Source organism: Amycolatopsis sp. NPDC028719 (genome assembly GCF_055565395.1).
The window spans coordinates 591,535-599,980 of record NZ_JBVHUL010000002.1; the positions used below are offsets into that span (position 1 = coordinate 591,535).

At 72.8% G+C, this 8,446-nt stretch carries 8 protein-coding genes; 4 read left to right on the forward strand and 4 right to left on the reverse strand.

Translation table 11 applies throughout. The annotated features are described in order from the left end of the window. Positions 1-28: 28 nt before the first annotated feature. Positions 29-598, forward strand: coding sequence for a TetR/AcrR family transcriptional regulator (locus ACZ4TR_RS10830; protein WP_465286830.1), 570 nt, complete (start codon positions 29-31; stop codon positions 596-598). On the opposite strand, the gene srmL is transcribed toward ACZ4TR_RS10830, so the two are convergent. Next, positions 554-1,675 carry a PheS-related mystery ligase SrmL gene (gene srmL, locus ACZ4TR_RS10835; RefSeq protein ID WP_465286831.1) on the reverse strand — a complete coding sequence of 374 codons (1,122 nt, stop codon included), beginning with the start codon at positions 1,673-1,675 and terminating at the stop codon, positions 554-556. The two genes, ACZ4TR_RS10830 and srmL, sit on opposite strands and share 45 nt — an antisense overlap. 342 nt (positions 1,676-2,017) lie before the next feature. After that, positions 2,018-2,530, reverse strand: coding sequence for a DinB family protein (locus ACZ4TR_RS10840; protein WP_465286832.1), 513 nt, complete (start codon positions 2,528-2,530; stop codon positions 2,018-2,020). Between the two features lie 44 nt (positions 2,531-2,574). Between ACZ4TR_RS10840 and ACZ4TR_RS10845 the strand changes: the two genes are divergently transcribed. From ACZ4TR_RS10845 to ACZ4TR_RS10855, 3 genes are read left to right on the forward strand one after another with little or no spacing between them, the layout of a single operon-like run. Next, complete coding sequence (locus tag ACZ4TR_RS10845; protein ID WP_465286833.1) at positions 2,575-3,435, forward strand: DMT family protein; 861 nt, start codon at positions 2,575-2,577, stop codon at positions 3,433-3,435. 53 nt (positions 3,436-3,488) lie between these two features. Then, positions 3,489-5,159 carry an ABC transporter ATP-binding protein gene (locus ACZ4TR_RS10850; RefSeq protein WP_465286834.1) on the forward strand — a complete coding sequence of 557 codons (1,671 nt, stop codon included), beginning with the start codon at positions 3,489-3,491 and terminating at the stop codon, positions 5,157-5,159. After that, entirely contained in the window at positions 5,156-6,907 is a 1,752-nt protein-coding gene (locus ACZ4TR_RS10855; protein ID WP_465286835.1) for an ABC transporter ATP-binding protein, read from the forward strand. Before ACZ4TR_RS10850 ends, ACZ4TR_RS10855 begins: the two co-directional genes overlap by 4 nt. A 253-nt stretch (positions 6,908-7,160) precedes the next feature. On the opposite strand, the gene ACZ4TR_RS10860 is transcribed toward ACZ4TR_RS10855, so the two are convergent. Both ACZ4TR_RS10860 and ACZ4TR_RS10865 read right to left on the reverse strand, forming a co-directional pair. After that, positions 7,161-7,370 (reverse strand): MbtH family protein, encoded by a 210-nt coding sequence (locus ACZ4TR_RS10860; RefSeq protein WP_465286836.1) that lies wholly within the window; start codon positions 7,368-7,370, stop codon positions 7,161-7,163. Between the two features lie 11 nt (positions 7,371-7,381). Continuing rightward, complete coding sequence (locus ACZ4TR_RS10865; protein WP_465286837.1) at positions 7,382-8,422, reverse strand: ABC transporter substrate-binding protein; 1,041 nt, start codon at positions 8,420-8,422, stop codon at positions 7,382-7,384. Positions 8,423-8,446: the final 24 nt, after the last annotated feature.

The following is an 8,446-nucleotide window of genomic DNA, read 5'->3' on the forward strand; positions in this document are numbered from 1 at the left end:
CCGGCGTCCGTTTGGCTAAAGTGAGAGCGTGGCCGATCATTTGCCTCACCTGCTGCGCTCGGACGCCCGCGACAACCGCGAGCGCATCCTCGACGCCGCCCGCGCTGTGTTCGCCACCGACGGCCTGGACGTGCCGATGCGCGTGATCGCCCGGCGCGCCGGGGTCGGGCCGGCCACCCTGTACCGCCGGTTCCCGACCAAGGAACTGCTGGTCACCGCGGCGTTCGAGGATCAGATGCGGGCGTGCTACGCCATCGTCGACGAAGGCCTGGCCGACCCCGATCCGTGGCGCGGGTTCGCCTCGGTGGTCGAGAAGCTCTGCGAGCTGCATGCGCGCGACCGGGGCTTCACCGCGGCCTTCACCTCGACGTTCCCGCACGCGATCGACTTCACCGCGGACCGTGCCCGGGCGACGCGGTCCATCGCGGAGCTGATCCGCCGCGCGCAGGACGCCGGTGAACTGCGCCCCGACGTCGTCCTGGACGACGTGTTCCTGGTGGTCAGGGCCAATAGCGGCATCCAGGCGCCGTCACCGGCCGCGCGTGTCGTTGCTTCACGGCGCTTCGCCGCGCTCGCTCTCCGCGGGCTGCGAGCCTGACCCCTGATGCAGGGCGGCGTACGCGCGGTCGCGCAGGACGTTCGCCTCACGATCCGACAGGGTCGTATCCAGCGGGCGCAGGGTGATCCGGATCAGGAGGTTCTTCTGGTCTTCGGTGGCGCCGAGCCGGGCCAGGGCCTGAGGCGGCAGCCGCGCGCACGGCGTCTCCTGGACGATCTCGACCGACTCGACGAGGTCGGCGTCGTCGCCCAAGGCGGTGCGGACGCGGTCGCCGAGGTCCTCCGCACGGTCGTCGGCCGCGACCGCGATGGAGAGGTCGCGGCGCACCGGCGGCAGGGCCGAGACCGGCCGGTACGGCGCGAGGTCGGTGAGCTGCGCGGCGACGGCCGGGTCCGGTGACCGCAGCAGGCGGACGTCCGGGATGCCCTTCAGCAGCATCAGCACCCGGTCGAGGCCCATGCCGAGGGCGAGCCCGGACCAGCCGGTGCCGAGGCCGGCGCGGGCGAGGACGGCCGGGTGGGCGAGACCGCATTCGGCGATCTCGACCCACTCGCCGTCCCGGTCGACGTCGAGCTGCGCGCCGTCCACTGTGTACGGATGACGGCGGGGTTCGAGCCGCCACCGGCGGCCCGGCAGGAGCTTCTCGACGAGGGCGGCCACGAGTTGTCCCAGGTCGGTCTTTTCGGTGCGGGTGATCCGCCAGAGGTCGAGCTGGTGCGGGGTACCGGTGTGGAGCCGGTCGATGCTGTCGCGCCGGTAGACGACGCCCGGGCAGACGAGCAGGACGTCGTCGGCCGGGCACGCTTTGAGCGCCCGCAGCGCGGCCGGGACCATGGCGCTGGAGTGACTGCGCAGCACGTGGTCCGGGTCGACGTAGCGGGTGTAGCGCGCGTCGCGGGTGACGTCGGCGGGGTCGTAGCCGAGGTTGTCGTAGTTGTCGGCGACGGTGACGATCCGATCGCCGCGCCACCACCGGACTTCGGTGCGCGGTCCCCGGGCGGCCGCGACAGCCAGCTCGACGACTCGCTGGAGGGCGTGCGGCCCGGCCGCGGGATCGGTGAGATCGCGGACGGCGAGGTCGCGGGTGAGCTGGGCGGGGGTGAGCAGTTCGGGCATGGCGGAACCTCCTGGGTGAACGGGTGGGTGAGCGAAGGTGCTCCCCCTGGCCCGGACACCAGGCGAGGTTCGGTTCGACGCTGAGACCGGTCACGACCGGCCGGCCTCTGCGAAGGGCCGGAACCGCGAGGGCGATGCGTTTCAGGCAGCGCCGACCGCGGACATGGCACCGGAACCCCACTGGCACCCGCGAAGGGCCAGGGGGCTGGTAAATCGGCGGTAACCCGCGACGACGGCCACGAACCCAGGTTAGCCGGGCCGTCACGCGGATTTCGCGAACCGCAAGCCGCAAGCCACCTCACCCGGCCACCGCCTCGGCCCGGAACAACCCCACCAACCCCCTCACTCACCCACCTCCCCGTCGGCCAGCTCCCGCAGCAGATCCAAGTGCCCCACGTGCCGCGCCGTCTCCTGCACGACGTGCGCCACCACCCAGCGGACCGTGAACTCCGATCGCCGCCGCGTCCGGTCGTCCGGGCCCAGTCGGCGCAGCGACTTCTCCGACCGGGCCCACTCGGCCTTGTACGCCGCCACGACCGAAGCCGGTGTGTCGTCCGCGGCCAGGTCCCAGCTCGGGTCCGGCGATCCCGCCCACAGCGACGGCAGGTCCGCTCCCCCGGCCTCGATCGACAGCCACCACCGCTCGACCGCCGTCAGGTGCTTCACCACCCCCAGCGCGCTCAACCGCGGCGATGTCGGGAACGGGGTGGCCGCGGCCTGCGAAACCGACAGGCCGGCCAGCTTGTTCACCGCCGTCGCGCGGAGGAACTGCAGGAAGTCCAGCTGGAGGCGCAGCTCGTCCCACGCCAGGCGGGCCGGCCAGGACCGGTGCGTCTTCGAACTCGTGTTCGACATGACCGGAAAGTACCGCACGGGTCCGACAAAATAGAGTGATCGGCATGTGGTGGGGACTGCTCTGCGCCCTCGGCGCCGCAATCGCGTACGGCGTCGCTTCGGTGATGCAGTCGGTCGCCGCCCAGGCGACCGAAGACACCGGTACCGGCGGGGTCGATCCGAAGCTGCTCGTCCGCGTCCTCGGCCAGTGGAAGTTCGTGGTCGGCCTCTCGCTGGACGTGCTCGGGTTCGTCGCGCAGATCGCCGCGCTGCACGTCCTGCCGCTGTTCGTCGTGCAGGCCGCGCTCGCCGCGAGCCTCGCCGTGACCGCGGTCGCCGCGCGGTTCCTCGGGATCCGGCTCGGCCGAAGGGAATGGGCGGCCGTCGCCGTCGTGTGCGCCGGGCTCGGACTGCTCGGTGCGGCCGCCGAGAGCGAGGGCTCCGACCCGGTCGGGCTCGGCTTCCGCCTCGGGCTGATCGGGGCCGTCGTCGTGCTGGCCGCCGCCGGGATCGCGGCCGGCAAGGCGAGCCGTCGCATCAGGACGCCCGCGCTCGGGCTCGTCGCCGGGCTCAGCTTCGGCGTCGTAGCCATCGCCGGGCGGATCATCCCCAGCCTCGCTCCGCTGGACCTGCTCACCGATCCGGCCACCTACACCGTCGCCGTCGCGGGCGGGATGGCGATGCTGTTCTACGCGACGGCGCTGCAACGCGGCAGCGTCACCACCTCGACCGCGATGATGGTGCTCGGCGAGACCGTCTTCCCGTCGCTGGTCGGTGTGCTCGTCCTCGGCGACCGGACCCGGCCCGGGTTCGCCGTCGTCGCGATCGCCGGGTTCGCCCTCGCCGTCGCGGCCGCGCTCGCGCTGGCCCGCTTCGGAGAACCGGCGGCCGAGGGAAATGAGACGAAGCCGACCGTGTTCCCGTAACTCGTTTACTTAGACTAGCCTTACCTATCCCACGACAGGACAGGGAGGCGCGGGTGAGCACGACCGGACGGGAAGTCCTCCGTCGTTCGATCACCGGGCAACGACGATCGGTGGCGCTCGCTTCGCTGCTGACCGCGTGCCACCAGGGCGGCGAAGCGCTGGTGCCGGTGGTGATCGGTGTGGTGATCGACCAGGCCGTCGCGGGCGGCTCGGTGGGCACGCTGGTCTTCTGGCTGGCGGTGCTGGCCGTGCTGTTCGCCGCGCTGTCGACCAGCTACCGCCTCGGCGCCCGCTTCGGCGAGCGCGCCGCCGAACGCGCCGCCCACGACCTGCGCCTCGACGTCGGCCGCCGCGTGCTGCACCCCGGCGGCGGCGCCGAGGCCGGCAACCTCGCGGGCGAGCTCGTCAGCATCGGGACGTCGGACGCGAAGCGGGTCGGCCAGGTCAACGGCGTCCTGCCGTTCGGCGTCGCCGGGTTGGCCGGGCTGCTGGTCAGCGCCGCCGTGCTGCTGACCATGAGCCTCCCGCTCGGCCTGCTCGTGCTGCTCGGCACGCCGCCGATGCTGTACCTGGCGCACCTGATCGGCAAGCCGCTCGAACGCCGCAGCGAGGCCGAACAGGAGCGCTCCGCCTTCGCCTCCGGCATCGCGACCGACCTCGTCGCGGGGCTGCGCGTGCTCAAGGGCGTCGGCGCCGAACGCGCCGCCGTCGACCGCTACCGCCGCACCAGCCAGGACTCGCTGCGAGCCACCTTGCGCGCGGCGCGCGCCCAGGCCTGGCACAACGGCGCGCTGCTCGCACTGACCGGCATCTTCATCGCCGTCGTCGCGCTCGTCGGCGGGAACCTCGCGGCGGCGGGCGACATCAGCGTCGGCGACCTCGTCGCCGCGGTCGGCCTGGCGCAGTACCTGATCACGCCGTTCTCGATCTTCTCGTGGGTCAACGGCGAGCTCGCGCAGGGCCGCGCGTCGGCCGGGCGGATCGCCGACGTGCTGAACGCGCCGTCCGCCGTCGACGCCGGCGAGGCCACGATCCCGGCTCCGGCCGCGGGGCACGTCCGGCTGTCCGCGCTCAGCCGGGGCGCACTGCGTGACGTCGATTTCGAGGCCCGCCCGGGCGAGCTGCTCGGCGTCGTCGCCACCGACCCCGCGGCCGCGACCGACCTCCTGGACTGCCTCGGCCGCGCCGCCGACCCCGCGACCGGCTCGGTGTCGGTCGACGCGGTTGACCTGTCCACTGTGGACCCGAGCCGCGTCCGCGAGGTCGTGCTGGTGGCCGCGCACGACGCGGACCTGTTCGCCGGGACCGTCGCCGAGAACTTCGGAACCGGGCCGCTCACCGAAGAAGCGATGACCGCGGCCGCCGTCGACGAGGTGGCCGGCGCGCTGCCCGACGGCGTCGCGACCGAAGTCACCGAACGCGGGCGGTCGCTCTCCGGCGGGCAGCGGCAGCGGGTCGCGCTCGCCCGCGCGCTGGCCGTCGACGCGCCGGTGCTCGTGCTGCACGACCCGACGACCGCCGTCGACACCGTCACCGAGGCCCGCATCGCCGCGGGCCTGGCCGAACTGCGGCGCGGCCGCACGACCATCCTCGTGACCACCAGCCCGGCGCTGCTCGCCGCGACCGACCGCGTCGTCCTGCTCGACGACGGGCGGATCACGGGCGAAGGCAGCCACGCCGACCTGGCCGGTCGCGCCGACTACCGGGCGGCGGTGCTGTCATGACCCGTGAACTCCTCCCCGTGGCCGACGGCCGCCGGATCCGCGCCGTCGTCGGCGAACTGGCCGGCCGGTCGAAGGGCCGCGCCGCGGCCGCGTTCACGATGCTGGTCGCGGCCACCGCGATCGGGCTGCTCACCGCACCCCTGCTCGGCCGGGTCGTCGACCTCGTCGCGACGCGGCGGCCGGCGGCCGAGCTGCTCACGCCGGTCGTCGCACTGGTCCTCGTCGCGGTCGGGCAGGCCATCGCGACCGCGATCGGCGTGTCGCTGGTGGCGCGGCTGGGCGAGACGATCCTGGCCGAGCTGCGCGAACGCTTCGTCGAACGGGCCCTCGGCCTGCCGCTCGACCAGCTCGAGCGGGCGGGGTCCGGCGACCTCACCGCGCGCGTGACGAACGACGTCTCGGTCGTCGCGGAAGGCGTCCGGCAGGCGCTGCCCGAGCTGGGCCGCTCGGTGCTGACGGTCGTGCTGACGCTGGGCGCGCTGGCCGTCCTGGACTGGCGGTTCCTGCTGGCCGCGCTGGTCGCCGTGCCGATCCAGCTGTGGACGGTGCGCTGGTACGTGCCGCGCGCGAAGCCGCTGTATGCGAGCCAGCGCGAGGCCGTCGGCGCGCAACAGCAGCAGCTGCTCGACACCATCGGCGGCGCGAAGACCGTCCGGGCGTTCCGGCTGGCGGACGCGCACCTGGAGCGGGTGCGGCAGCGGTCCGACACGGCCGTCGACCTGGCGCTGCGCGGGATCCGACTGGTGACGCGGTTCTACGCGCGGCTCAACCTGGCGGAGTTCGTCGGGCTGTCCGCCGTGCTGGCCGTCGGGTTCCTGCTGGTCGGGGCGGACGCGGTCACGGTCGGCGTGGCGACCGCCGCGGCGCTGTACTTCCACAGCCTGTTCGGGCCGATCACGACGGCACTGGCCCTGGTCGACGACGCGCAGGCGGCCGCGGCCAGCCTCGCGCGCCTGATCGGCGTGGCCGACCTGCCCGCCGAGGCGTCGCCTTCGCGGCCGGCGCGGCCGGTCGACGCGTCGGTGAAGACGGCGGCGGCCGGTTACTCCTATGTGGACGGTCACCCGGTGCTGCGCGACGTCGACCTCGACGTCTCCCCCGGCGAGCGGGTGGCGCTGGTCGGCGCGAGCGGGGCCGGGAAGACGACGCTGGCCAAGCTGATCGCCGGGATCCACCAGCCGTCGTCGGGTTCGGTGACGCTCGGCGGGGTGGCATTGGAGGAGCTCGGGCCGGAGGCCACACGCCGGACGGTCGCGCTGATCAGCCAGGAGGTCCACGTATTCGCCGGCCCGCTGGCCGAAGACCTCCGCCTCGCGCGCCCGTCGGCGTCCGACGCGGACCTGCGGGCGGCGCTGGCGAAGGTGGGCGCACTGTCCTGGGTGGACAGTCTGCCGTCCGGGCTGGACACGGTGGTCGGCGAAGGCGGCCACCAGCTGACGGTGACCCAGGCCCAGCAGCTCGCGCTGGTCCGGCTGGTGCTGGCCGACCCGCCGATCGCGATCCTCGACGAGGCCACGGCGGAGGCCGGCAGCGCCGGCTCGCGGGTCCTGGAGTCGGCGGCCGCGGCGGCCCTGGAGGGCCGGACGGCCTTGGTGGTGGCGCACCGCCTCACCCAGGCGGCGGCGTCCGACCGGGTCGTGGTCCTCGACGCGGGCGCCGTGGTGGAGTCCGGCACGCACGACGACCTCGTGGCCGCGGGCGGCCGGTACGCGAAGCTCTGGGCGGCGTGGTCGGGTCAGCGAGCCTGACGCCGTGTCGTCCCTCTGATCACGCGTATCGACCCGGGAATCACGCGTGCCGGCGTTCTGATCACGGTCCCCAGAGGGTCGGTTCGCGTACCTGGCGGGTCGGTTCGCGTACCTGGCGGGTCGGTTCGCGTGATTGAAGAGGCATCACTCGTGATTGAAGGGGCATCACTCGTGATTGAGGGGGCATCACTCGTGATGGACGGACGACACGCCGGGAGCCTTCTGGCTCCCGGCGTGTCGTGCGGGGGAAGGGTCAGGTGTCCATGGCGTCGGCCAGGGACTTGGGCCGCATGTCCGTCCAGTTCGCTTCCACGTGGTCCAGGCACTCCTGGCGGCCGGCCGGGCCGAAGGCGACCGTCCAGCCGGCCGGGACCTCCACGAACTCCGGCCACAGGCTGTGCTGGTTTTCCGCGTTGACCAGCACCAGGTACGTTCCGGACGGGTCTTCGAACGGGTTGGTCATGCCCAGCCTCCTCAGGCGGTGATGTCCGTGCGGGCGCCCTTGACGACCTCGGTCAGCTTCTGGATGACCGGGGCCGCGAGCACCGGGTTGAACCGGGGTTCGGTCGACCAGTCGGCGAGCTGGTTCGCCTTGACCGCGGGCAGCTGCGCCCACGTCGGGATCGCCGCCAGCTGCTGACGCGAAAGCGCGTACGTGCGGCTGTCGGTGAGGATCAGGTCGGCCGGGTACTTGCCGGCCTGCTCCCAGCTGAGCGTCTCGAAGTAGTCGTCCGAGCCGGCGCCGTTGACGATGTCCAGGCCCAGGTCGCGGTAGTACGCGAGATCCGCGAAGAACTCCGGCTTGCAGACGTACAGGTTGTCCTTGTCGCTGGACACCACGAGGACCTTGAGGCCCGGCTTGGCCTTGACGGCCGCCTTCAGGTCGTCGGACGCCTTCTGGAAGTCTTCCTTGCCCTTCTTGATGGCGGCGGAGTTCCCGTCGCCACCGAGGGCCACGGCGAGCTGCTCGTAGCGCTCGATCACCTTCGGCAGCGTGACCTTGTACTCCGACATCGCGACGATCGGCGCGACCTGCTGCACCTTGGGGCCGAGGTCGTCCTTGAGCACCCACAGGTCGGTCGGCTTGGCGCCGGTGAGCCCGGTGATCACCAGGTCCGGCTTCGTCGCGGCGAACTTCTCCATGCTGAAGTCGTCCCACGCGTTGCCGATCGACGTCACGGCGTTCAGGTCGATGTTGCCGGCCTGGATCTCCTTGCCGCCGTCGGCCGTCTTCTGCGGGCCGAACACGCCGACCGGGCGGACGCCGTAGTCCCACAGCGCGGCCGCGGAGCTGACGTAGGCCACGACGCGGGACGGGCGCTGGTCGCGCGCCGCCTTCTGGTTCCGGTCGTCGGTGAACTCCCACGGCCCGGAAGCGGCGGCCGCCGGCTTGTCGTCACCGCTGCCGCAGGCGGTGAGCGCCGCGGCCGCGGCGAGACCGCCCGTCCCGATCAGGAATCCTCGCCGGCTGAGCCCGGCACCGCCTTGAAACACCGACATGAGAACCTCTCGCAAGCTTTTAGGATAGGCACACCTTAT

What these genes read in the sequence shown, in the direction of transcription:
- srmL (WP_465286831.1), bottom strand. Translation starts at nt 1,675, where the DNA reads ATGCCCGAACTGCTCACCCCCGCCCAGCTCACCCGCGACCTCGCCGTC.
- ACZ4TR_RS10840 (WP_465286832.1), bottom strand. Translation starts at nt 2,530, where the DNA reads ATGTCGAACACGAGTTCGAAGACGCACCGGTCCTGGCCGGCCCGCCTG.
- ACZ4TR_RS10845 (WP_465286833.1), top strand. Translation starts at nt 2,575, where the DNA reads ATGTGGTGGGGACTGCTCTGCGCCCTCGGCGCCGCAATCGCGTACGGC.
- ACZ4TR_RS10855 (WP_465286835.1), top strand. Translation starts at nt 5,156, where the DNA reads ATGACCCGTGAACTCCTCCCCGTGGCCGACGGCCGCCGGATCCGCGCC.
- ACZ4TR_RS10860 (WP_465286836.1), bottom strand. Translation starts at nt 7,370, where the DNA reads ATGACCAACCCGTTCGAAGACCCGTCCGGAACGTACCTGGTGCTGGTC.